28 protein-coding genes, 1 tRNA gene and 2 pseudogenes are annotated in these 22,589 nt (G+C 44.7%); 20 read left to right on the forward strand and 11 right to left on the reverse strand.

What is annotated here, in order from left to right; translation table 11 throughout:
• Positions 1–50 precede the first annotated feature (50 nt).
• Positions 51–544 (reverse strand): annotated as a pseudogene (locus BJP34_RS47005) (element excision factor XisH family protein).
• A gap of 331 nt (positions 545–875) precedes the next feature.
• On the opposite strand from BJP34_RS47005, the gene BJP34_RS50295 reads away from it, so the two are divergent.
• Positions 876–989, forward strand: a complete 114-nt coding sequence (locus BJP34_RS50295; RefSeq protein ID WP_198954332.1) for a type II toxin-antitoxin system HicB family antitoxin — start codon at positions 876–878, stop codon at positions 987–989.
• Positions 990–1,226: 237 nt separating this feature from the next.
• On the opposite strand, the gene BJP34_RS04475 is transcribed toward BJP34_RS50295, so the two are convergent.
• Both BJP34_RS04475 and BJP34_RS42365 read right to left on the reverse strand, forming a co-directional pair.
• Positions 1,227–1,580, reverse strand: a complete 354-nt coding sequence (locus BJP34_RS04475; protein WP_149030788.1) for a hypothetical protein — start codon at positions 1,578–1,580, stop codon at positions 1,227–1,229.
• 202 nt (positions 1,581–1,782) lie between these two features.
• Entirely contained in the window at positions 1,783–1,923 is a 141-nt protein-coding gene (locus tag BJP34_RS42365; RefSeq protein WP_158517006.1) for a hypothetical protein, read from the reverse strand.
• A gap of 272 nt (positions 1,924–2,195) precedes the next feature.
• Between BJP34_RS42365 and BJP34_RS04480 the strand changes: the two genes are divergently transcribed.
• The 5 genes from BJP34_RS04480 (at position 2,196) to BJP34_RS04495 (ending at position 6,882) form a co-directional block, all read left to right on the forward strand.
• The gene (locus BJP34_RS04480; protein WP_070391314.1) at positions 2,196–3,197 is read left to right on the forward strand and encodes an ABC transporter ATP-binding protein; all 1,002 of its coding nucleotides are present in this window, start codon (positions 2,196–2,198) and stop codon (positions 3,195–3,197) included.
• Between the two features lie 182 nt (positions 3,198–3,379).
• The gene (locus BJP34_RS42370) at positions 3,380–3,517 is read left to right on the forward strand and encodes a hypothetical protein (protein ID WP_158517007.1); all 138 of its coding nucleotides are present in this window, start codon (positions 3,380–3,382) and stop codon (positions 3,515–3,517) included.
• A gap of 139 nt (positions 3,518–3,656) precedes the next feature.
• Positions 3,657–4,205: an SET domain-containing protein gene (locus BJP34_RS04485; RefSeq protein ID WP_070391315.1), complete on the forward strand. Its 549-nt coding sequence runs from the start codon at positions 3,657–3,659 to the stop codon at positions 4,203–4,205.
• A 577-nt stretch (positions 4,206–4,782) separates the two neighbouring features.
• Positions 4,783–5,571, forward strand: coding sequence for an ABC transporter permease (locus BJP34_RS04490; RefSeq protein WP_070391316.1), 789 nt, complete (start codon positions 4,783–4,785; stop codon positions 5,569–5,571).
• 375 nt (positions 5,572–5,946) lie between these two features.
• Positions 5,947–6,882 carry a hypothetical protein gene (locus BJP34_RS04495; RefSeq protein WP_070391317.1) on the forward strand — a complete coding sequence of 312 codons (936 nt, stop codon included), beginning with the start codon at positions 5,947–5,949 and terminating at the stop codon, positions 6,880–6,882.
• On the opposite strand, the gene BJP34_RS47015 is transcribed toward BJP34_RS04495, so the two are convergent.
• Positions 6,851–6,994, reverse strand: a complete 144-nt coding sequence (locus BJP34_RS47015; protein ID WP_229424240.1) for a hypothetical protein — start codon at positions 6,992–6,994, stop codon at positions 6,851–6,853. The genes BJP34_RS04495 and BJP34_RS47015 overlap by 32 nt on opposite strands.
• A 223-nt stretch (positions 6,995–7,217) precedes the next feature.
• On the opposite strand from BJP34_RS47015, the gene BJP34_RS04500 reads away from it, so the two are divergent.
• Positions 7,218–7,288: transfer RNA gene (locus BJP34_RS04500), tRNA-Gly, on the forward strand.
• A gap of 319 nt (positions 7,289–7,607) precedes the next feature.
• On the opposite strand, the gene BJP34_RS04505 is transcribed toward BJP34_RS04500, so the two are convergent.
• A complete protein-coding gene (locus BJP34_RS04505) occupies positions 7,608–7,931 on the reverse strand; it encodes an antibiotic biosynthesis monooxygenase (RefSeq protein WP_070391318.1) in 324 nt (107 codons plus the stop codon).
• A gap of 66 nt (positions 7,932–7,997) precedes the next feature.
• On the opposite strand from BJP34_RS04505, the gene BJP34_RS42375 reads away from it, so the two are divergent.
• Entirely contained in the window at positions 7,998–8,300 is a 303-nt protein-coding gene (locus BJP34_RS42375; protein ID WP_070391319.1) for a hypothetical protein, read from the forward strand.
• Positions 8,301–8,374: 74 nt separating this feature from the next.
• Here the strand turns inward: BJP34_RS42375 and BJP34_RS04515 are convergent, their stop codons facing one another.
• From BJP34_RS04515 to BJP34_RS04525, 3 genes are all read right to left on the reverse strand, one after another.
• Positions 8,375–8,848 carry a pentapeptide repeat-containing protein gene (locus BJP34_RS04515; protein ID WP_070391320.1) on the reverse strand — a complete coding sequence of 158 codons (474 nt, stop codon included), beginning with the start codon at positions 8,846–8,848 and terminating at the stop codon, positions 8,375–8,377.
• Positions 8,849–9,181: 333 nt separating this feature from the next.
• Positions 9,182–9,514 carry a hypothetical protein gene (locus tag BJP34_RS04520; protein ID WP_070391321.1) on the reverse strand — a complete coding sequence of 111 codons (333 nt, stop codon included), beginning with the start codon at positions 9,512–9,514 and terminating at the stop codon, positions 9,182–9,184.
• 52 nt (positions 9,515–9,566) lie between these two features.
• A complete protein-coding gene (locus BJP34_RS04525) occupies positions 9,567–10,064 on the reverse strand; it encodes an amidase family protein (protein WP_070391322.1) in 498 nt (165 codons plus the stop codon).
• A 63-nt stretch (positions 10,065–10,127) separates the two neighbouring features.
• On the opposite strand from BJP34_RS04525, the gene BJP34_RS04530 reads away from it, so the two are divergent.
• The 8 genes and pseudogenes from BJP34_RS04530 to BJP34_RS38680 all read left to right on the forward strand — a co-directional run bounded on the left by BJP34_RS04530 (position 10,128) and on the right by BJP34_RS38680 (position 16,468).
• Positions 10,128–10,559, forward strand: a complete 432-nt coding sequence (locus BJP34_RS04530) for an aminotransferase class I/II-fold pyridoxal phosphate-dependent enzyme (RefSeq protein WP_267876604.1) — start codon at positions 10,128–10,130, stop codon at positions 10,557–10,559.
• A gap of 163 nt (positions 10,560–10,722) precedes the next feature.
• Positions 10,723–11,580 carry an RNA-guided endonuclease InsQ/TnpB family protein gene (locus BJP34_RS04535; RefSeq protein WP_229424241.1) on the forward strand — a complete coding sequence of 286 codons (858 nt, stop codon included), beginning with the start codon at positions 10,723–10,725 and terminating at the stop codon, positions 11,578–11,580.
• A 257-nt stretch (positions 11,581–11,837) separates the two neighbouring features.
• Positions 11,838–11,975, forward strand: a complete 138-nt coding sequence (locus tag BJP34_RS42380) for a hypothetical protein (protein WP_158516907.1) — start codon at positions 11,838–11,840, stop codon at positions 11,973–11,975.
• On the forward strand, positions 11,975–13,573 hold the full coding sequence (locus BJP34_RS04540; protein ID WP_229424022.1) for a group II intron reverse transcriptase/maturase: 1,599 nt from the start codon (positions 11,975–11,977) through the stop codon (positions 13,571–13,573). Before BJP34_RS42380 ends, BJP34_RS04540 begins: the two co-directional genes overlap by 1 nt.
• An 11-nt stretch (positions 13,574–13,584) precedes the next feature.
• A pseudogene (locus BJP34_RS04545) lies at positions 13,585–14,133 on the forward strand (RNA-guided endonuclease InsQ/TnpB family protein); the annotation flags it as partial.
• Positions 14,134–14,158: 25 nt separating this feature from the next.
• A complete protein-coding gene (locus BJP34_RS04550) occupies positions 14,159–14,512 on the forward strand; it encodes an aminotransferase class I/II-fold pyridoxal phosphate-dependent enzyme (RefSeq protein WP_070391323.1) in 354 nt (117 codons plus the stop codon).
• 102 nt (positions 14,513–14,614) lie between these two features.
• Positions 14,615–16,096 (forward strand): zinc ribbon domain-containing protein, encoded by a 1,482-nt coding sequence (locus BJP34_RS04555; RefSeq protein ID WP_070391324.1) that lies wholly within the window; start codon positions 14,615–14,617, stop codon positions 16,094–16,096.
• A gap of 183 nt (positions 16,097–16,279) precedes the next feature.
• The gene (locus BJP34_RS38680; protein ID WP_149030789.1) at positions 16,280–16,468 is read left to right on the forward strand and encodes a hypothetical protein; all 189 of its coding nucleotides are present in this window, start codon (positions 16,280–16,282) and stop codon (positions 16,466–16,468) included.
• A 91-nt stretch (positions 16,469–16,559) separates the two neighbouring features.
• Here the strand turns inward: BJP34_RS38680 and BJP34_RS48360 are convergent, their stop codons facing one another.
• Positions 16,560–16,688, reverse strand: coding sequence for a hypothetical protein (locus BJP34_RS48360; RefSeq protein ID WP_267876478.1), 129 nt, complete (start codon positions 16,686–16,688; stop codon positions 16,560–16,562).
• Positions 16,689–17,145: 457 nt separating this feature from the next.
• Positions 17,146–17,445 carry an alcohol dehydrogenase catalytic domain-containing protein gene (locus tag BJP34_RS04560; protein ID WP_070391325.1) on the reverse strand — a complete coding sequence of 100 codons (300 nt, stop codon included), beginning with the start codon at positions 17,443–17,445 and terminating at the stop codon, positions 17,146–17,148.
• Between the two features lie 919 nt (positions 17,446–18,364).
• On the opposite strand from BJP34_RS04560, the gene BJP34_RS38685 reads away from it, so the two are divergent.
• A complete protein-coding gene (locus tag BJP34_RS38685) occupies positions 18,365–18,664 on the forward strand; it encodes a hypothetical protein (RefSeq protein ID WP_149030790.1) in 300 nt (99 codons plus the stop codon).
• A gap of 261 nt (positions 18,665–18,925) precedes the next feature.
• Positions 18,926–21,907 carry a filamentous hemagglutinin N-terminal domain-containing protein gene (locus BJP34_RS04570; RefSeq protein WP_070391327.1) on the forward strand — a complete coding sequence of 994 codons (2,982 nt, stop codon included), beginning with the start codon at positions 18,926–18,928 and terminating at the stop codon, positions 21,905–21,907.
• On the opposite strand, the gene BJP34_RS48365 is transcribed toward BJP34_RS04570, so the two are convergent.
• Positions 21,859–21,993, reverse strand: a complete 135-nt coding sequence (locus BJP34_RS48365) for a hypothetical protein (protein ID WP_267876479.1) — start codon at positions 21,991–21,993, stop codon at positions 21,859–21,861. The two genes, BJP34_RS04570 and BJP34_RS48365, sit on opposite strands and share 49 nt — an antisense overlap.
• A gap of 127 nt (positions 21,994–22,120) precedes the next feature.
• Between BJP34_RS48365 and BJP34_RS38690 the strand changes: the two genes are divergently transcribed.
• Both BJP34_RS38690 and BJP34_RS38695 read left to right on the forward strand, forming a co-directional pair.
• On the forward strand, positions 22,121–22,345 hold the full coding sequence (locus BJP34_RS38690; RefSeq protein ID WP_149030791.1) for a hypothetical protein: 225 nt from the start codon (positions 22,121–22,123) through the stop codon (positions 22,343–22,345).
• Between the two features lie 14 nt (positions 22,346–22,359).
• Positions 22,360–22,581, forward strand: a complete 222-nt coding sequence (locus tag BJP34_RS38695; RefSeq protein ID WP_149030792.1) for a hypothetical protein — start codon at positions 22,360–22,362, stop codon at positions 22,579–22,581.
• Positions 22,582–22,589: the final 8 nt, after the last annotated feature.

Raw genomic sequence — 22,589 nt, forward strand, 5'->3', positions numbered from 1 at the left:
GATACTGAATTTTGCCCCCCTAGCCCCCCAATTCTGGGGGGAACAAGAATCTATTTGCTGGTAAAAGTCCCCCAAGGGAGGGATTGCTCGCTTGGGGGATTTAGGGGGCTTAGGTGTAGCCAATTAGACTTCTCAGACAACCTCTGATGTCTAGTGACGATTAATTGAATCACATCTTGAGTAAAAAAGTTTTTGTAGGCAATGCTACTAATAGCTAGATAAAGTTTTCGTTCAGGTGCAGTTTCATCCAGAAGATAGGGATAGATATCGTATTGACCAAGAGCTTTTTTTAAATCTTGCAATTTTGATGTACCGACAAAGCTTTTGACTTCAACCACAAGTTTTTGTTCATTTCGTTGAACCGCAATCGGGCCTTCAGCCCCTAGATCGGCATAGAGTTTTGTTTTTCTATATTCAATAATATAGGGTCGTCAGTGATTATCCATCCATCTTTAATCAGTGCATTTTTCACAGCCTTATGAATCCCAGTTTCGGCATTATCAATGGAAGTAAAGTATAAACTTTTGATAAAAGCTGATCGCATTTTAATCTTAGCTCAACAACACACCATGATAAAATTAGGGTGTGTTAGCTCCCCAGTTGAGGCAAGCAATCCCAACAAATACTTACTGGAAAAAAAGGGGATGGTGTTGGGTTTTACTCTCCCATAGAATCGATCAGTTTTATCAAAACTATTGATTCGCTCAACCCAACCTACAAGATTAGCGATCGCACTACTACCTACTCCCTACTCCCTACTCCCTTTGCTATAGATTACAAACAAGTTTAAAACCTATGGACAACAACACTAAACAAATTTAAAACTATACAGTTATTTTGTAGAATCAGAGGGAGGTTATCACGCTTTTTTTCGGATCCTAAAAGGTTGTCATTCTCAAGGGGATTCTTTTGAAGAGGGAATCGAGAATATTACAGAAGCTATTGAGTTATATATTGAAAGTTTAAAGGCTGATAATCAGGCAATCTAGCGAGAAGATTTAATTGTGAAGCCATTAAGTATCTTGGCATGAGTCATTTTACCAGTATCAAACCTAAAGCGATTGCGCATTGGCGCACGCTACGCGAACGCATTTAGAGAAGGGTTTGGTGGGCAAATAATGAGAATTTGACCATTCCAACAGTTATAGTATCCATTTGCCCACCCGACAAGATTAGCGTACGCACTTAATAAAATTCCCCAAACTCCCCATCACCCCATCACCCCATCACCCACTCACCGTTAGCTTCTGGGTCGAGTAAAAAACAGGAGGTCTAACTGTCCGATTCACCAGTAAGCTGTCAACTCCATCCACCCGCAAGCGCACCCAGTAATCCCCAGCAGCAATACCGGTGATATCAAAGACGAGGCTATTGGTCTTCTGGTCTGGTGATGGGTCAGAAGAAGTAGTGGTCACTGATGGCAAAAATTCCGACAAGGGTAACAATTCGCGTCCGCCTAACAAAAACCCTACCTGTTGTCCTAGGATCACTGATGAAGTGTCTGGCTTCCCTAACCATACCGGTGGATTACAGGTCAAGCTCAACTGCTGCTGGTTTCCGGTAGTTGTAGATATAGTCATCTCCTCGATGATCTTAGGCGCTAGGGAAAAGGAGAGAGCATTAGTCACTTGTTGCTTGCCATTGGGCTTAACCCTAACTGTTACTGTATAAAACCCAGCCAACCATTGATTAGCGTCAACAGGAAGCTCAACTTCTAGAGTGGTAGCTGTACTCCTTTTTAGCTAATTAATCAATAATGTGTCAAATTCCCACAGGAAAAAATTATGCGAACGCATTAGGGAGTAGGGAGTAGGGAGTAGGGAGTAGGGAAATCAGAAGACGAACAGGTAAATGCGATTGACCGTTCGCGAAGCGTTGGGCTTTGCCCGTGCATGTCAAGCTTCGCGATTGGCCGTAGGCCACGCGGGGCGCGTTCGCTTTTCCTAATTGAGTAATCAATCCCTGGTCAACTGTACTTTCACAATGGGAAACTAGGTGAGTCAATCAAGTCTGACATCGTCCCAAGCTGGGTATCGTTGATCATATAGCCATTGGCAGCAGATGATTTAACAAGGAAAATTCGACAACCTTAACCTTAATTGGCAATAACCAATAGCTTAGGTTAAAAGCCGACTCCCGACTCCCGACTCCCTATTCCCTATTCCCTATTCCCTGTTCCCTTTCCCCTTTCCTATATGTCTATTGTTATTGTCGAAAACCTCAGCAAAATCTACCCAGTAGCAATCAAACAACCAGGACTAAAAGGTACCTTAAACCATTTCTTCCGCCGTACCTACCGTTCAGTCAAAGCTGTACAAGACGTTTCCTTTGAAATTGGCTTTGGAGAAGTAGTCGGATTCTTAGGGCCCAATGGTGCTGGAAAAACCACTACTCTCAAGATGCTCACTGGACTGATTCATCCGTCTCAGGGTCGAGTCAGAGTTGTGGATTACATTCCCAAACGACGTCAACCAGGCTTTTTGAAAAAAATTACCCTAGTTATGGGGCAGAAGCAACAGTTGCTTTGGGACTTACCAGCCCTAGATTCCCTGAGAATCAATGCCGCTGTCTATGGTATTTCTGATCAAGACTATAGGTATAGAGTTGGGGAACTGACCGAGATGCTGTCCCTAGAAGGGAAACTGACTCAGCCAGTACGAAAACTCTCCCTAGGAGAGCGCATGAAAGCGGAACTACTAGCAGCATTGCTACACCAACCCCAAGTCCTATTTTTAGATGAACCTACCTTGGGATTAGATGTCAATGCTCAATTGGCCGTACGGGATTTCTTGCGGGAGTACAACCAACGCACAGGAGCAACAATACTCTTAACCAGTCACTACATGGCTGATATCACTGCTCTTTGCCAACGGGTGCTATTAATCCATGAAGGTCGGCTGATTTACGATGGCTCTCTAGATGGATTACTTGAGCGCTTTGCTCCCTATCGTGAGGTCACCGTAGAACTTGCCCAGCCCTTACCTGAGGTAAAGACTAGTCAGGATATGTTTTTACAGCGCTATGGTGAACTCAAAGAAGTAGATGGTCACCACGTGCGTTTGCTAGTGCGTCGGGAAGTGCTTACCGAGACTGTGGCTCGGATTCTGGCTGAGCTGGAGGTAATAGATTTAAGCGTAACTGACCCTCCCATTGAAGAAGTTATTGGTCGTGTTTTCCAGGCAGGAGTAGTAGAGTGAACTGTTGCGAACGCGCCCCGCGTAGGCAAAGCCTAATCCCCATTAGGATTTTTCAGATTTCTCAAATCACATTATCGATAATTCCGAGATTATTGATAATGGAGGCAGCTTATTGAGATTTATCCAGCAGATTTCAGGTTTGTGATACTATCAAAAAAACTTTTATAGCGTTTCTATGACTCATGAGGTACACATTATTTTTTACCTCTTCCCTCTTCCCTTTTCCCTCTTACCTGCTCCGTTCGCGTAGCGTGGCCTACGGCCTCAGTCCCTGCTCCGAAGTCCCTAAAAACCAGAAATTTGTACCTCACAAGTCGTAGAATTGCTATATCTGTAGTTTGTGATACGAATTTAGATGAGCTTCCCCTGATTGAGCAATACCAACTGTCAACCTATAGTTTTCATAAAAAACTGTCCTAAAAGGATTGAGACTAATAACTTTTTATTTTAGCTAAATTTATGTTTAGAGCTAATCCTGAGAAGAATTCCTATCAAGATGTCTCAACTAACGACTTAGCAGCTTCAACTTACTCTAAGGTTGAAGTCAGACCCGCGAAGATAGGACAGGGAGTCTTTGCAGTCCGAGACATTGCTGCAGGTGAACCGCTACTTGAGTTTACCGGACCCATCATCAATTTTGATCAGAGTCTTGCCAAAGGAGAAAAGATGGGAAATGTTCTCCAAATTGACCATGATGCGTATATCGATATCGATATGATTCCAGAGTCACCAGCACCTTACGTAAATCATTCGTGCAATCCGAATGCAGGCATAATCCGAGATCGAATATTAATTGCATTGAGACAAATCATTGCAGGTGAAGAGATATTCTTTGACTATTCGACTACCATGGACGAGGATTTTTGGACAATGAAGTGCTTATGTGGTACTCAGGATTGTAGAGGGACGGTGACTGACTTCAAGTACCTTCCTTCCGAAACTAAACAGCTCTATTTGAAGTTAGGTATAGTTCAAGAATTTATTGTGAATAGTCTTAATAAAGACTAATTTAATCAGTGTTTATTACAAGTTAAATTAAACCTATTTTTTCCTATTATTTTTAGGAGTTTATAACCTAAAAATAAAAATGTTGCATCATCACCATTAAAATCGCTTGGTTAATTCAGGAATAGGCTATGGTGTCTTGGCTACTGAACCTATTCTGAATTGCTGGAAATGTGGAGATATACTGATATAGTAATATCGGAGGTATTAAAGCTAATAAAAAGTTATTTTTAACCTGAAATATCACCCTATACCCGGGTGCATCTCCTAAAAGTTGTTTGACAAGGTGGTGCGTTACGGGGCGGGCTGTCTAAACCCTGGCGCTTGATCGGAAAGCGATGCAGCAAGGGAACAGGGGGTTTCCCCCACTCGCTATTGCATCAAGACAATGAGGCCCCCCCTAACACACCCTACGCAACTTTTTTACAAATATGAGATGCACCCCTATACCCAGCACCCCAGCTCCGTTTCATGCCCATTAACCTGACAATTTATTCCAAAGAATGAAACAGCCCTGCCTACTCCCTACTCACTACTCCCTACTCCCTACTCCCTACTCCCTACTCCCTACTATCAATAAATGAAGCGCGTCCTAAAAATCATAACAACCTTCCTCAGTGTTTATTACGCCCATATGATGGAGTATCGGGCAGAAATATTTTTTTGGGTACTGTCGAATCTGTTACCTCTGATTCTAATGGGGATTTGGACCAAGGCATCCCAAGACGCAGACTTTGGTCTGAATTCTATAGAATTTGCCCGTTACTTTATCTCAGTGTTTTTTATCCGCCAGTTCAACTTGGTATGGGTGATTTGGGAATTTCAAAAACAAGTGTTACAAGGGAAGCTTTCCCCACGATTACTACAGCCCATTGATCCAGTGTGGCATGACGTAGCCCGTCACGTAGCAGAACGATTTATCCGTATTCCGTTTAACCTAGGGCTAATCGGTTTGTTTTTCGTCCTGTATCCCGAAGCAGCTTGGCTACCAAATCTTGGCAATCTGTTACTCGGTTGTCTGGTGGTAGCAATGAGCTTTTCCCTACGCTTTTTGATGCAGTATACCTTTGCCATGTTCGCCTTTTGGACAGAACGAGCTAGTGCTATTGAAGAATTATCATTTTTGCTCTACTTATTTCTTTCTGGGTTAATTGCTCCGTTGGAAGTCTTTCCTCCTTTGGTAAGGGAAATTGCCCAGTGGACACCCTTTCCTTATCTGATTCATTTCCCAGCAGCACTGTTGATTGGTTTACCTGTGAATGTGGTAGGGGGAATATTGGTGATTCTAGGTTGGAGTTTGATATTTTTCCTAGTCAACCGCTGGTTATGGCGTAAAGGGTTAAAGCATTACTCTGGCATGGGAGCTTGATCGTAATGGAAGTGTGGGAAGTGTGGGAAGCGTGGAAAGTGTGGGGAGATAGGGAGATAGGGAGATAGGGAGATAGGGAGATAGGGAGATAGGGAGATGGGGAGATAGGGAGATGGGGAATCAGATCAGGGACTGCATATTAAATTTACCTGATAAGGATTAATGTCCCTGATAAGTATGATTAACGCTATATATTCGACCAATCCAAAGTATAAAATTACATGATGATTCAGTTCTGGGGTATCAGCTATCAGCTATTCATGATTCAGGGACTCTTTTTATTGATCAGGCGTTGGATTGCCTTAGCAGACAGCTGAGGTGCTTATAGCTGATAGCTTACACAATTACAAGACTCGAGCAACGCTCTAGCAACGAATGACCCTAAAACGTTTGCCCCCAAATAATCCCCCTAATTTACCTGAACCACGTCACTTTAACGGGCCAATGCTATGGTTGGCCATGGTTTTGGCGTCTGTTGTCATTCATCTATGCTTCTTGTCGATACTGTATATGCTCTTGATGGGGCGCTTGGAAAGTTCGCCACCCAGTCAGGATTTGATTGCCATCGATCTGATTGATATCATTCTGGAAGACATATCTGACCAAGAGACATCACCAGAAGACCCATCAACAGCTCTAACTAGTCCTAGGTCAGATAGGAATTTTAATCACCAAACTGTCTCTAACTCTACCATTGATGTCACTGAGCCCGACTTAGAGCGAACACCAACAGAGGAAAGCTTACCCGTTAAAGACCTAGCACTGCCAACAGCTTATGAATTAACTATACCTGTACCCGCACCTGAACCAACAACTCCGATCACTCCTGTTAAGCCTATTCCAGTCATCCAAAGGCCGCTACCTTTACCCTTACCTCTGCCACCACCGATTCAGCCACCGGCTTCCAGCATCCTAGAAGAGTCTGGATCAAAAGATAGCGTTCTGGCTAAGATGAGTCAATTTGGTCTGACTAATCCCAATCGGGATATTCCAGACCAATTGGCTCTACCGCTACCAGCTAACAAAACCGAATTTTCCGCTGAGGAGCTGAATTTGACAGGTATTGATTTATCGGAAGAGTTAGTGTTGAAGGTGGTGGTGTTAATTGATTCCAATGGTAAACCGGAACTGCTAGCGGACTATATTCAAGTGCAGCAAGGCAATATTAGTATTGATCAGGCTCAGCAACTCGCTCAGCAGGTGATTCGCCATTGGCTATTTGCCCCTACTTACATGGCAGGTCAACCAGTTGTCCAAGCTTATCGCTTCCAACTCACCATTAGTCAAGAGGCAAGAGGCAATGGGCAATAGGCATGCTAGCAATAGGCATGCTAGCAACAGGCAATGGGCATACTAGCAACAGGCCATAGGCAAGAGGCAATGGGCAAGAGGCAAGAGGCAAGAGGCAAGAGGCAAGAGGCAAGAGGCAATAGTCCTGATTTTTGATCTAAGAGCTGATTTGTAAACTCGCACTAAACCTTGTAAGATAAGGCTTGCGCTAAACTAGAACAATTGAACTATTTAATAACCAAAAGACAATCATAGCAAGGCTTTCAAGCTTCTTAATATTTACTTTACAAATTAGCTCTAAAAAAGGTGGCATTTTGATTTTGTTATGTTATGATGCTAAAAGTACTGGAAACAGTGCGGATGTAGTTTAGTGGTAAAACCTCAGCCTTCCAAGCTGATGATGGGGGTTCGATTCCCCCCATCCGCTCTTAGAATACAAGTTGTATATATTATTACAGGTTTAATGGGTTCGCATAAGCGCGGAAGCTGAGGCCGTAGGCCACGCTTTGCGAACGCTTCATCCCGTAGCGGCTCTGTTGGCGTAGCGGCTCTGTTCGCGTAGCGTGGCCTACGGCCTTAAGAGCATCGCACTGGAATCGACAGGTGGTGCGTTACGGGGCAGACTATGTCAACCCTGGCCAAGAGGCAAAAAATTAGAGACTTTCCGCCCCTAACGCACCCTACGGCTACGCGATCGCATGAGTCTTAATTCTCCATTCTAAATTCGCGCATTCTTAATTCTCCAGCTAATTCGGAGGCTGGATTTCACTGCAAACTTCGTAGAACGATGTGGTGGGAGCTTTGGTAAACAAGTGAGACATTTGGTTTAAGATCGCCTCATAGGCTTCACTTTGATTATCTTCCATGTCCGCTATACTTTCCCAAAAGATCACAGCAATCCCTCTATCGGTTCCAGGTTCTTGCAGTAAGTAAGCGCCTTTGAACCCTTGGATATAGGTAGATACAGCTTTCTCGTAAAGATCCTGAGCTTCTTGAAATTTGCCTGGCTTGAATTCACCAATGGCAACATAAGCATACTTATGCTTCAGAAAATCTAGAAATTCTGTCAACTTTCCCTCCCCTCTGATTTTCTGGGTTGATTTCTGATCTTAACAGCTAATGATTGAGCTGCACAGATGCCAATAGCCGCTCAAATCGTCCACTATGATCGAATTGAAACCCTGAAGTTAGTAGTAGGGTGGGCAAAGTTATCTAATCTAGAATACTCACGCATAACCAAACTGTGTCTTGATGCAAAGCGCGAGTGGGGGAAACCACGGCAGTCGCTCATGGGGGGAACCCCCAAGACCGCGCTGCCTTCCCAAGACCGTAATGGTGCTTTTTCCGCATTAAGAATTAAATTCGCCACGGGTCGCACCTCTGCATCGCTTTTTGCCCACCCTACAAGCTTGACTTCAAATGGTGGTTCCAGAGGTTAGAGTATAAGCAAAAAAGCAGAAATCCCTAAGGGTTCCCGCTTTTAGTAATAATTCTTAGTAAGAATTAGTCAGTGTCAAGACTCTACTCTACACTCGACATTGAAATTGAATTCCTCGGCACTACCACCAATGCCAATGCCAGTTTCAAATATCTCGGCATTAGTTAAGGTCATGTTGTTCATCACAGCTCCAGACACATCGGTGTCGTAAAGCTTGGCCGCTGTCAAATTCACTTGGTTGAGATTTGCGCAGTTTAAACTAGCGTTGGTAACAAAGGCTTGGGTTAAGTTAGCCCCGTTTAAGTTGGCACCAGTCAGGTCAGCACCTTCTAGGTTGGCTTCGATTAAGATTGCTCCTTGCAGGTTAGCATTCCTCAAGTCAGCCCCTAGTAGATGTGCACCCGATAGATCCGCTCCTTTTAAATTACACCCTGGACATTCACCAGTTGAGAGCAACTGTTGCACCTGGTCTGGGTTTTCAGCTACTGCTGAACCAGTAAAGAACAGGGAAGCGAGTAAGGTTAGCGTTGCCAAAATATTGAATTTCATTTTTGGCCTCCCTAGAAGGAAAATTATCAGTATGTATTGCTTTATCCCACTTTTATGATAACCCATTAGTTGTCCGGGATTATACTGATTATTTGTTAAGGTTAGTTATGGAGTTAATCCCTCAATTGGTTAGGTTGTTAAGAAAAGATAAATAATTGTTAAGGTTAAGGGATTAAGGTGGTAATGGATTAAGCGATTAGGCTTTGCCGACGCTTCGCGAACGCATCCCAGCTATTGTTATAGCAGAAGTCAGAAGTCAGAAGTCAGCAGTCAGCTGATTTTATTCAAAAGCACCGATTGCGCTACTTGAGGTGCTGCGCGAACAGTAGCACCTCAAGTAGCGCATAGGCTGATAGCTGAAGGTGTGGGGTGTGGGGTGTGGGGTTTGGGGTGTGGGGGATAAGAAAATATACCATTATTGTCGTTGTCTTGATCCCAAGCGCGAGTGGGGGAAACCCCCTTTGGCGGCGCTGCATCGCTAAAAATCATCATTGTCTTGATCCCAAGCGCGAGTGGGGGAAACCCCCTTTGTCGGCGCTGCATCGCTTGTTCGTTGTTTTCCTTTTCCTCTCCCTCTGGGTCGTCCCATGTTTTACCCAAATGTAAAAAACCTACCCCTGTGAGATCCCCCCATCTCCCTATCTCCCCATCTCCCCATCCCCCCATCTCCCTATCCAAGCAATCTACTCTCTTTGAATGCAACTCGGTATCAATCCCGTTAATATCCCGGTGGAGGTTGAAACCCTCCGGTGATTTGGGTCAATGTCTCAGCAATTGCGATCAGTCTCATATCACTCCCCCGTCTTCCGACCACTTGCACACCAATGGGTAAGCCTTTCTGGGACTGGCTAAGGGGTAGGACTATGACCGGGTTACCAGCTAAATTAAAAAGTGTGGTGTAAGCACCAATAGCTTTCAGATCAGGAAACTGCTTACCATCTATCTCAATTGGTTCCCCTGATGGGCGATGGGTAAATGCTGCTATTGGAACCACAGGACACAACCAAACATCCCAATCAGATAAGAAGCTTTCTAGATCAGTAATTATACGATGGCGTTTATGAAGAGCATGTTCATACTGTTGTTGATTGATCTCGGATAAACCAAATTCAAATCTGAGAATCTCGCTATAAGTTTCCCTTGCTACAGTAACGTCCAAATTCGGTGGGTTATGTTCCTCAATACAACAGCCTAAGTTTTCCAGAGATAATGCCAATTTCTCTAAGCATCTCTTGGTTTCTGTTGATGCTGGAATATCACCAAAACCTGTTGTCTAGCAATTTGTCTGCACATCCTGGCTGGGGATGGAGATGAGGTAATTCTTCTGACTCCACCCTGGTTAGGTTATCGGCGTATGGTTCATCTTACTGGTGCCATGCCAGTGGGTGTGCCTGTGGATACCAACACCTTTGATATGGACCTCAATGCGATCGCATCTGCGATTACAGAACGCACTCGGGCAATAATCATCAATTCACCCCACAATCCCACAGGAAAGATTTTCTCAGCAACAACCCTTGAGGGTTTGGCTGCTATACTCACCGATGCCTCTAGACGTTATGGTAAGCCCATTTACCTAATTTCTGATGAAACCTTCAGCCGGATTGTGTTTGATCAGCAGCCTTGTCCTAGCCCTACCCAGTTTTACCCATTTTCTTTCTTGGTATATGGTTACAAAAATCTCCGAAAGTCGAAAGCCCCGCGTCTTTAGACCGGGGATGAAGACTCGCAGCGACTTTAGTCGCCGTGTTCGCGTAGCGTGGCCTTCGGCGAAGAAAATATCGACTTTTGTTTGACACTTTTATACAATCCTGTTAGGATAAATATATATCGTTCGCGTAGCGTCGGCGAACGCCGAAGGAGGTCGAGATTGGGTGATTATTCTAGAGTTCAAAGCCAAAGGTAAAGAATCCCAGTATTTAGCAATAGACGAAGCCATTCGGACGGTTAAGTTCATCCGAAATAGTTGCATCCGTCTGTGGTTGGACAATAAAGGGACAGGGAAAAGTGACCTTAGTCGGTACTCCAAAATACTGGCCAAAGAATTCCCCTTTGCTAATGAATTAAACTCTACCGCCCGTCAGGCTGCGTCCGAGAGGGCATGGTCATCGATTGTTCACTTCTACGATAATTGCAAGAAGAAAATCCCAGGCAAGAAGGGTTTCCCAAAGTTCCAAAAGCGTGCTCGTTCTGTCGAATACAAGAAGTCAGGGTGGAAACTATCCCCTCACAAAAAATCGATAACGTTCACGGACAAGAAAGGGATTGGAAAACTTAAGCTTAAGGGCACCTGGGACTTGTGGTGCTTCGACAAGAAGCAAATTAACCGGGTTCGGATAGTCAAGCGAGCTGATGGGTACTATGTTCAATTTTGCGTTGCAGTTAACGTAAAAGAGGAAATAGAACACACAGGCGAGATGATTGGATTGGATGTAGGACTTAAAGAGTTCTACACAGATTCTAATGGTCATTCCGAACCCAACCCCCGATTCTATAGGAAAGGGGAGAAACGTCTGAAGTTTTATCAACGCCGGGTTTCCCGGAAAAATAAAGGCTCATCCAACCGCAAGGTGCGGCTTGTTCTGAGTAGGAGCCTCCTGAGAAAGGAGGGGTATAACTCAGGGAATCGCGGGGTTAAAATCCCAAAAATTCTAACTGTCTGTTGGATGGTGGTGAAAACCCACCCCATTAAGAGATATGTGACTCCTTATCTGGCCACACCGAGCAGGTGACATCCTAGCAGAGTGAAGCTGGCAACAGGGCGGAATCAGAGGTAAATCAGATGTGCCACACTGCCGCTAACAGGGAGACGACATGGGTAACAGTAGTAAAAGTCCTGAAAAAGTGTCTAATTGGAAAGCCGCAATCTGACTAGTACATGCGAGACTTGATTCCTTAATCCTCACGGTATTCTCTTGCGGATAACCGTAATCTCCGAGGAAGGAATAGGCAAATTGGACTGCCCTAAATCGTCATAACAATCTAACAGATGGAACAAGTAAAAACGGCAGCAATACAGGTCTGTAGGCGGGTCGAACCTACGGTAAGAGATGTCACTCCTAATCCCTACTGCCGGGTAGGATGTGGGCTAACAACTGCCCACGGGTATTCAGAATACACAAACTAATGGAGAGCATTGTTAGACACATGGGCAACCATAGTGAACATTGGAAAGGTCAGAAGTGGAAGAAACTCCGACAAAACCTATTCCGCCTACAGAAGAGAGTGTACAAAGCGGTTCGAGCTGGAGACCTCAAGAAAGCTAGGTCTTTACAAAAACTGATATTGAAATCCCGTGCTGCACAGCTCCTAGCTGTACGTCAAGTCACACAACTAAACAAGGGTAAAAGAACAGCTGGAATTGACGGAAAGTCAAAACTCAATTTCAGGGAACGCATGGAACTGGTTGAAACATTGAACCGTCACGGCCACGACTGGAAACATGACGGACTACGAGAAAAACCAATCCGTAAAAAGAACGGGAAAACTCGGATGTTGAAGATACCAACCTTAGCCGACCGAGCATGGCAATGTCTAGCAAAATTTGCATTAGAACCAGCCCACGAAGCTACATTCAGTGCAGATAGCTATGGATTTAGAACGGGCAGATGTGCCCAGGATATCCAAAAACGTCTATTCAATCATTTGAAATCAAACGTTAACGGAATCAATAAAAGAATCATAGAACTAGACATTAAGAAATGCTTTGACCGCATCTCACACAGCTCAATAATGGATAGATTGCTAGCCCCCGCGTGCCTAAAACAGGGGATTTTCAGGTGCTTAAAAGCGGGCATCAATCCGGAATTCCCAGAGCAAGGAACACCCCAAGGCGGTGTGGTAAGCCCCCTATTAGCAAATGTGGCTCTAAATGGCATAGAAGATATTCACACAAGCCTGCGATACGCAGACGATATGGTGTTTATACTGAAACCAAAAGATAACGCAGCAACAATACTGGAAAAAGTCAAGAAATTCTTGACTGACCGAGGGATGGAAATAAGTGAAGAAAAGACCAAACTAACACGGGCGACAGATGGATTTAACTTCCTGGGGTGGAGATTCCGCGTCAGAAAAGACGGAAAGTTCTCATGCGTTCCCTCAGAGGATAATCACAGAGCAATCCGTCAGAAGATTAAAAACATAGTCAACAACTCGAATTATGGTGCCAAAATAAAAGCACAGAAATTAGCACCCACCGTTCGCGGATGGCGTAACCACCACAACAGCTGTGACATGAGCAGCCCAAGGGATAGCCTATGGTTCATGAACCGGACCGCAAACCGAAAATTCCGAAAGGAAAAGAAAGTAAATCGGTACCAGGCCAACGAACTATGTAAAAAGGCATTCCCAAAAGTAGGTTACAAACAAAACCAACACGTAAACGTAAAAGGGACTAAGTCACCTTACGACGGTGACTTAGTCTACTGGAGCAAGAGAAACTCTAGACTCTACTCCGATGCTACTTCCAAAGCACTGAAAAGGCAAAACCATTCCTGTGGACACTGTGGATTGAAGTTCTTAGAAGACGAGTCTGTACACCTTCATCACGTCGATGGAAACCACGACAACTGGAAAACGAAGAACTTATCAGCAGTTCACCAGAGCTGCCACCAACAGATACACTGGAGCAAGCCAAAAGGCCGGTCAAAGACCGAGTTTACCCAGGAGCCGTGTGAGGGGAAACTTTCACGCACGGTTCTGGAGCGGAGGTGCCCCGGATAATACCGGGCATCGACCGTAACAAAGCGGTTAATAAACTAGGTAGACAGCACCTTAAAATAAGTAGGCAACGTGAAGAACATGCAAAGAGACTTGCACGTTGCGTAATCCGGTCTAACGACCTGGTCGCCTACGTTCGCGAAGCGTGCCGAAGGCAAGATTTAAGAGTTAAGAATCTAGTAAAAAATCACTGTCTGGCTAAGTCTATTAATGACGCAGGTTGGTATCAATTCAGGAAATGGTTAGAGCATTTTGGAACTAAATTTGGCAGGATAACTGTCGCAGTTAATCCTGCTTATACCAGTCAAAATTGCTCTGAGTGTGGCGAAGTTGTTAATAAATCCCTTTCTACTAGGACTCATGTCTGTGAATGTGGGTGTGAACTTGACAGAGACTATAACGCCGCCATCAACATCCGTAATAGAGCCATAAGTACGACGGGGCACGTCGGAACTTGGGTTATAAACCCGAACGCTTCAGGAGATTTGGCCTCTACTGTTCTTGATTCCGGTCAGGTTCAGCAAGTTGAATCATTGAGTGAAGAATCCCCGTCTCGCGATTAGCGGGGAGTGTCAAAGCAAGACGTTCATGGCTCCTGGTCAACGCATAGGGTATATTGCTTTACCATCCACTATGCCCAATCCCCAAGAAATCAGGCGAGTGATTGGCATCTTACAACAAAGTGCTTTTGGTTGGTGTTATCCTAGCGTATTAATGCAGTATGCTCTAGGGGACCTGGAGCAACTCAACCTGAATATCGAGCATTTACAAAAAAAGCGAGATTGGATGGTCAAAGCACTGCGGGACATCGGTTACAAGCTCCGCACCCCTGATGCAACATTCTTCCTATTGGTGCGCTCCCCTTGGCAAGATGACTGTGCTTTTGCCGAGTTACTGGCCAGTCACGGCGTCTTTGTCTTACCTGGAACGCCTCGCAATTAAACCCTTAAAAATAGGGATAAATCGGTATTTAATACCACAAAATGGACATTGACATTTACTTAGCGCTAGAGTATAATTGAAGTGATTAACCCAGCTCTAACGATGCCAAGAAAAGAAGGAGTAACAAAAAGGATATCGACTCAAGTCGTCCCTGTGGCAGGGATGACAAAGTCGGTTGAACTTGAATTGCTGCAGGTAATGAAAAAGCTGGGTATCGTCAGGTCTGAGTCCTACAACAAGCTCGGAAGTATTAACCATTGGGGACTAGATTGGAAAAAGGCGTACCCAGAAGTAAGGAGTTTTAGGACTCCGGAATCCCTGGGACTACCTTCAAAACTAATGGAATGGACGGTCAGTGATGTAGCGAAAGCAATCACAGCCCAACAAGCAGCTTGCACTGAGGCAGTTGTCAAAAGGATTTACAAAAGGTTCTCTGGTACATACAACCAAAAGAGAAGAAAAGAGCTTTGTAGACAGCTCAAAACTTTAGCTTTCCTAGAAAATCCTCTACTACACAGGTTCGTCAGGAAGGAATACCAACGTGGGCATTCTTGGGTTAAGAACCAAATAGTCTATCAACAGGGAGGTTATACCTGTAAGCAACTTTCTCGCAACACTTATCAGTTAGAGTTAGCTGGGTTGAGAAGAGGAAAAAGGAACAAGGTAATCGTTAGATCTAACCGAAAACTGAAAGGACAGATTCGGTTGATACATAATCACGTTTTGCAAAGATTTGAGATTCATTTTCTAGTAGACCATGGAACCGTAGAAATACCATCTCAACTCAAGAGTGTAGGAGTAGACAAGGGATACACCGAAGCTTTCTATGATTCGGATGGTCACGCACATGGGAAGGGACTGGGGAAAGAAACTACCAAGAAACAGAAACGAATATGTGCCAAGAATCGCAAGAGAGGGAAACTATGGGCACTTCAGAGAAAGCTAGAGGAACTCAATCCATCTAGATCTGCTCGAATACTAAAGAATAATCTTGGTAGAAAGGCGGAAAATAAGCGATATAGGCAAGACCAATCGGAACTTAAAGCCATTATAGGAGCCGCTTCTAAGTCTCTTTTCAATGGTGAATCGTTGAAAGTTTTTGCGGTTCGCGAAGCGTGGCCTACGGCCTTAGATTTAACACAACCAATAAAAAATAAACGCCAGTCCAAAACCATGTCCCGCAAACTGAATAGTTGGATGAAGGGGGAAATGCGGGACTCCTTACAGAAGTGGGCTAATTGGACTGGGTCAGTTGTCACAGAAGTCCAGCCTAGTTACACGTCGCAAATTGACTCCGTGACCGGAACCCTGTTGGGGGTGCGGAGCGGAGACAGTTTTACCAGATTCAATGGGGTCGTGTTGCAGGCTGACCACAATGCTGCATTGAACATCCTTGCTCGGGGTACGGACTTTGAAATTACTCGGTATATGAACAAGACCGAGGTTCAGGCAGTATTGTTGCGTCGTACCGCGCGTTACTTGAAAGGGATGGGACTTAGTTTGCTTGATGCAGTTGAGCTGGGCTGGCTTGATTGTAAACATAGCAAAACTAAGGCTTTCAAGCAACTCCTCCCCGGGATGTGAGGAACGCCTAGAAAGATGGGTGGTTAGAAGTTACCGTAAGAATAAGGCAGCCTTTATGGTTTGTCGGCTATGGGTAAAAGGGTTAAAACTTTATGATTAAGGCTGCCTTATTCTAAGGTTTCGTCTCCGGGAGGTTTAACTCCAATTACTGCGCTTACCACCCCTTACTCAGGCAACAATACATTGCACCTTGACCGTTTAATCCGGGTTTATCCTGTTTTATTACGGTTTAAGAGTATCCCACAGGAAATACCAGGTTATTTCCGCATCTCCCTGACTGCCAGCGAAGAGATGATTTCCAGTGCCCTGCCCAAATTCCAAGCCGCATTCCAAGACGCGATCGCATCTATTGACACTCCCCAGTCGTCCTGATAGCAATTAGACCTATGCGCAAAAATAAATATGAAATCAAAATCTATCCCTTTTGCCTTTTGCCTTTTGCCTTTTGCCTTGCTTTGTTGTATTAATGTTTAAGTACAATTCGATAACGAGGCTTACCATTGCGGAGTTTGTCCATGGCCTCATTAACCTGGTCAAATGCAAAGGTTTCGGTAATGGGTTCAATACCATGTCGGCCAGCAAACTCAAGCATATGGGCAATGGTAACTGGACTGCCTGAAGGGCTACCAGAGATAGATTTCTGACCGAAATTTTGGGTCTCAAGCCCCGTCCTTCTAGGACGGCTTTTGATTAAAATGTGATATAATAAACATGTAGCCTAGTACAGGTAGGATTCGTCGGTACTGCCAATTTAAAATAACGACGTAAAGCGATACTAGTACACGAGGAGCGTGCTACCTCGCCAAAACCCATGGATCTTAACGGATACCGAAACACCAGTAAATAACCTTTTAAGACTAAACGTACCGTGGGGCACACGGAAACTGAGGAAACTCAACGCTTAGGGAGACAAGCCCACTGGGGTTAGTTAAATTAGGCTAGATGTTTGGTTTTTAACGGGCATTTGGCTTAAATATTGCCTTTCAGGATAGCTAATTTTAAGGCATGTCGAGGAACTAAGAATCCCCGTTCTTACAGGACGGGGAGTGTCAAATACAGCACTCGCAGGTCATGCAGGACTTAGAAAACCAGCCTAGTCCCACTCGTTGTCCAACTTGGAGCGTGGTCACCTTCTCTCCCAATGCTGCCACGGTACCAACTACCTCGTGACCTGGTATAAATGGATACTGAGTTAGTCCCCACTCGTTATCCAACATACTTAGGTCGCTGTGGCAAATACCACAGTATTCCACATTGATTTCTACTTCCTGTTCCCCCAAAACCCCTGGATCGTATTCAAAAGGCTTCAGTTCTCCACCAGGTTCGTGGGCTGCGTAGGCTTGAATCATTAGTTGAATTTATTTTGTGAATAGACGTCTACATTTATAGCAGTTTTAATTTGGGTGAGGGAGTAGGGAGTAGGGAGTAGCTCATAAGGGTAGGTTTTTTACTTTGACGTCAGGTGTGGGGTGACCGGGTGTGGGGTGACCGGGTGTGGGGTGTGGGGCATAAGAAAGCGATGCAGCCCTGCTCCGAGGCTCCCTTTGGCAAAGTGTTTATTTAGAGGTTGTCTGAGAAGTCTCATTTGCTACATTCAAGCCCCCTAAATCCCCCGAGCGAGCAATCCCTCGCTCGGGGGACTTTTAGCAACAAATTGATTCTTGTTCCCCCCAGAATTGGGGGGCTAGGGGGGCAAAATTCAGTATCAAAAAACTTGGGAGATATCCTCTAAGCATAACAAGTACGTAATAGCTATAATTTTAACGTTTTTAAATTACTTTGATTGTTAATTTAATTTGATAAATAAAGATATTTTGATAAAAAAACAATGAACAATAAAAATTTCAATAACAATATAGGGCTTGTAGGGTGGGCAAAAACATTTTGTTTGTTTTAAGTACTCACGAAATGATGACTTTGCACACCCTACTGGAATAATCAGCTTGTAGTAGCCCACTACTGAAATAATCAGCTTGTCGGGTGGGCAAAAACATTTTACTTGTTTTAAGTACTTACCAAATGATGACTTTGCCCACCCTACTTAAATAATCAGCTTGTAGTAGCCCACTACTGAAATAATCAGCTTGTCGGGTGGGCAAAAACATTTTACTTGTTTTAAGTACTTACCAAATGATGACTTTGCCCACCCTACTGAAATAATCATAAAACTGCGAGAAACGCTAGTATTTTATACTTTTTTTGAAGGCAATAACTACTGGAAAACCCACTAATATTGCTATAGCTAGATCTATAGCGTTTATCATAGCTATGAGGTACACATTATTTTTCGTCTCTTGCCTCTTGCCTCTTGCCTCTGACGGGGTAACAAACAGCCTTAAAAGCTTTACGGGGTGTGGGGTGTGGGGTGATGGGTGTAGGGGAAGATCAGGAGCTGGCGGAGTTGCGACGGGACGGTTAAATCAGCTTTCGGAGCAATTGTTATCCCTAGGCTCACTCCAAATTCCCTGTCTTGATGCAAAGCGCGAGTGGGGGAAACCCCCGCAGGTCGGCGCTGCATCGCTTCTATTTTCCCCACACCCCACACCCCACACCCCATACCCTGTCTAGTTTTTAGCCTTTTTGTCACCCCCTCAGCTCTTGCCTGCTCCCTGCTCCGAAGTCCCTACTCCCTGTTATTGTGAATTTTCAGTAAAGTTTTTTTAAAGGTTTGTTAAATCAAAAATGAAGACCGTAATCCTGCTAGTGCTAGGGCGACTTCAATGGTTTTTTGTTAATTTTCAGTAAAATCTTTTTAAAGAGTTTTTGAATCAATCAAGCTGAAATATATTTTTTGATTTAATTAAAAAATTCGGTAGCTGATTGATTACTATGAAACCTCGGATTTCCCCACTGGTGCCAGCAACTAGCATGGTGCTGTATTCTCTACTAGCTGCAACTACGGCATTCGGGCAAGTTACTCCAGATAATACCCTAGGGAATGAAAGCTCTGTGGTAACCCCCAATGTGACTATTAACGGTGCCCTGGCAGATTTAATTGAAGGTGGGGCGATTAGAGACAGTAATCTATTCCACAGCTTCTCGGATTTCAATGTGGCGGAGTTCGGGCGAGTTTATTTTGCGAATCCTGCTGGAGTTGCCAACATCCTGAGTCGGGTAACGGGAGGTAATGTTTCCAATATTTTGGGAACCCTAGGCGTGTTGGGTAATGCTAATTTATTTGTGATCAATCCCAATGGTATTGTCTTCGGTCCCAATAGCAGACTGGATGTGGGAGGTTCATTTTTTGGGAGTACTGCTGATAGTGTGTTGTTTGAAGATGGCACAGTATTCAGCGCAAAAAATCCCAATGAAAAACCGTTGTTGACCATTAATATTCCATCTGGGTTACAATATGGTTCCAATCCAGGGAGTATTACTAATCAGTCTTTTTTTGGGCTTCGGGTACCAAATGGTCAAACATTGGGCTTGATTGGTGGTGAGGTGACTATTCCTAATGGCGCTCTATTCGCATTGGATGGACGGATTGAGCTGGGGGGTGTTGGTGCTAATGGTGTGGTTAACCTGACCCCAACGGATACGAGTTTTGTGTTGGATTATTCGGGAGTTCAAGGGTTTCAGGATATTAGTTTGTCGGAATTTGCTTTTGTCAATACCAGTGGGGAAAGTGGTGGCAGTATCCAGGTGCGGGGGGCTAATGTGAGTTTACGCGATCGCTCTTTTGTTTTTGCGGATACCCTGGGAAATCAGAATGGCGGTGGGATAGTGGTTGAGGCTTCTCAGTTGAGTCTTGAGGGTGGTTCTAGGATAACGGCGACTGTATTCGGCTCAGGACAGGGGGGAGATTTGACAGTGGATGCCTCTGAATCTGTGCGAATGGTTGGTGTATCTGCTGATGGTACTCCCAGCGCTTTGGCAGCCCAAGTTTTTCCAGAAGTAACAGGAAATGGGGGAGATATCAGTATTACCACTGGGGAGTTAATGCTCAAAGATGGAGCACTTGTTTCAGCTAGCACTTTTGGTGAAGGGGATGGGGGAAATTTGACTGTCAATGCCGACTCGACTGTTCAACTGATTGGTCACTCAGCCAATAATCGATTTTTCAGCGGCTTGTTTACTCAAACTTTTGGGACAGGAAATGGGGGAGAGTTGAATATTACCACTGGGGAGTTAATGGTCTCTGATGGAGCACTTGTTTCAGCTAGGACTCTTGGTGAAGGGGACAGCGGAGATTTGACTGTGGATGCCTCCTCTACGGTTAAACTGATTGGTACCTCAGCTGATGGTCGGTCGTCTATCAGCGGCTTGTTTACTCAAACTGAAGGGACAGGAAATGCGGGAAATTTGAAGATTACCACTGGGGAGTTAATGGTCTCTGATGGAGCACTTGTTTCAGCTAGCAATATTGGTGAAGGGGACGGCGGAGATTTGACTGTGGATGCCTCCTCTACGGTTCAAGTGATTGGTACGACAGCCGATGGTCGGTTTTCCAGCGGCTTGTTGACTCAAGCTAATCGAGGCTTAAAAGGAAATGAAGGAAATGCCGGAAATTTGAGTATTACTACTGGGAAGTTAATGGTCTCTGATGGAGCAAGAGTTTCATCTAGCACTTTTGGTGGAGGTGATGGCGGAGATTTGAGTGTGAATGCCTCATTTAGTGTTGAAATCATTGGTACCTCAGCCGATAGTCGGCTTGTCAGTCGCTTGATTACTCAAGCTAATCGAGGCTCAAAAGGAAATGCCGGAAATTTGAGTATTACCACTGGGCAGTTAGTAGTCTCTGATGGAGCATTTGTTTCAGCTAGGACTCTTGGTGAAGGGGACGGGGGAAATTTGACTGTGGATGCTTCTTCTACGGTTCAACTGATTGGTACATCAGCTGATGCTCGGTTTATCAGCGGCTTGTCTACTCAAACTGAAAGGACAGGAAATGCCGGAAAGTTTTTGAAAATTACCACTGACAAGTTAATAATCTCTGATGGAGCAGGTATTAGTGCTAGAAGCATTCAACAGGGTACAACAGCAGGCGAAGTAAACATTAATGCCAACTCCATCTTCCTTGACAACAATAGCAGAATCACAGCAGAAACAGCAGGAACAAAAGGTAATATTATCCTGGAAGCTCGTGACATCCGACTCCTCAACCGAAGCTTGATTCTAACTGATGCTAAGGATACCGATGGGGGCAATATAGTTATTGATACTGATACCCTAGTCGGTCTGGGAAATAGCGACATCACCGCCAATGCTCTAAAAGCCGAAGTAGATAACTCTACCATTGTCGAAGGAGGTCGTGTTGAGATTAATGCCAAAGGCATCTTTGGTTTAGAGTTTCGAGACCGTCTCACAAAGGACAATGACATCACTGCCACCTCCGATAGTGGCCCATCCTTAAACGGTGAGGTAATCCTCAACATCTCCCAGGTAGACCCCACCTCAGGCTTAAACCAATTGCCAGGAATCCTGGTCGATGCAGAAGCAATCCTAGCCAATGACCTTTGTGGCTTTGAGAACAATCGGATTGCTGGGGGCAGTTCCTTTACCATTACCGGCAAAGGCGGATTACCACCGACTCCAGAGGATCCAGTGATTAATGCCCACAGAACAGTGAGGTGGCGAACTCGTCCTAGGTTACCCAGCACCAGACAACCATTACAAGCGCAACCGTCAGTCAGACCCCGTCAAGACAAAAAAGTGATTATCGAAGCCCAAGGCTGGGTAATAGCAAAGGATGGCACCATTATTCTGACAGCGCAACCATTTAACGGGACTCCTGTGGAGCAGATATTTCCCAATCTTGATTGTCATTCGGGAAGAGGGAATAGGGAACAGGGAACAGGGAAAAGGGAGTAGGGAGTAGGGAGTAGGGAGTAGGGAGTCGGGAGTCGGGAGTCGGGAGCTGCATCGCTTTTTCTATCAATCCTATGTTTACATCTCAACTAAAAAGGCTATATCAAGTAAAGTCTTTTTTGATGCTGATTCCCTGAAAACCCTCTTTATTATTGCTTTTTATCAAATGCCTTTTGCTGAGCTCTTGAACCAGTACAAAAAAACTTAATATCGGATGTGATAACCATCAATTTCAGTACTGAAATAATCAACTATTATTACTTTGATATATTCCCGATTACCGATTACCGATTCCCGATTACCGATTCCCGATTCCCGATTACCGATTACCGATTCCCGATTCCCGATTCCCGATTCCCGATTCCCAATTGCCGATTCCCGATTCCCGATTCCCGATTCCCGATTCCCAATTACCGATTCCTTATTCCCAATTACCTATAGCGTTTCTAGGACTCATGAGGTACACATTAGTTTTTACCTCTTCCCTCTTAGCTCTTCCCTCTTCCCTCTTAGCTCTTCCCTGCTCCCTGCTCCCTGCTCCCTGCTCCTCCCTGCTCCCTGCTCCCTGCTCCCTGCTCCCTGCTCCCTGCTCCCTGCTCCCTGCTCCCTGCTCCCTGCTCCCTGCTCCCTGCTCCCTGCTCCCTAAAAACCAGAAATTTGTACCTCACAAGTCGTAGAATTGCTA

Source organism: Moorena producens PAL-8-15-08-1 (genome assembly GCF_001767235.1).
In the GTDB taxonomy this organism is placed as follows: Bacteria; Cyanobacteriota; Cyanobacteriia; order Cyanobacteriales; family Coleofasciculaceae; genus Moorena; species Moorena producens_A.